Below are 346 nucleotides of genomic sequence, written 5' to 3'. Positions count from 1 at the left end.
ACTTTTGGTAAAAATCAAGCTGCTTTTGAAAAGCTGAGAATAGCTTATGAAGCATTTCCTGACTCATCTCATATCGAACATGCATTAGCTCATCAAAGAATTATTCTAGCTTGCGAAACTTTAGATGAAATAGTAGCGATGGCCCATTTTTGCGAAGCAGAGTCTGTATTGAATAGACTCGATTCCTCTAATGTTAATTTTTATGATAGTTACCCAATAATCACACTTTCAGAAGGCCATGTGAAGGTTTTGATAAACTTAGAGCAGCTGCAAGAGGCGAGGATTATTGCAAAACAATATTATGAAAGAATTGCTAAAGTTAAGAATTATAAGGCTAGTTCAAGGC

General features: G+C 35.3%; 1 protein-coding gene. It reads left to right on the top strand.

Features of this window, described 5'->3' with window-relative positions:
* Positions 1-346: hypothetical protein (locus ACT3TJ_RS18085; protein ID WP_444666143.1), on the top strand; the 346-nt coding region annotated here is incomplete at both ends.

Origin of the sequence: Halomonas sp. AOP30-A1-24, from assembly GCF_052378165.1 — a bacterium.
Classification (GTDB): Bacteria; Pseudomonadota; Gammaproteobacteria; order Pseudomonadales; family Halomonadaceae; genus Vreelandella; species Vreelandella citrativorans.
The sequence above is the reverse complement of the archived record's forward strand: the minus strand, read 5'-3'. Positions and strand labels throughout refer to the sequence as shown.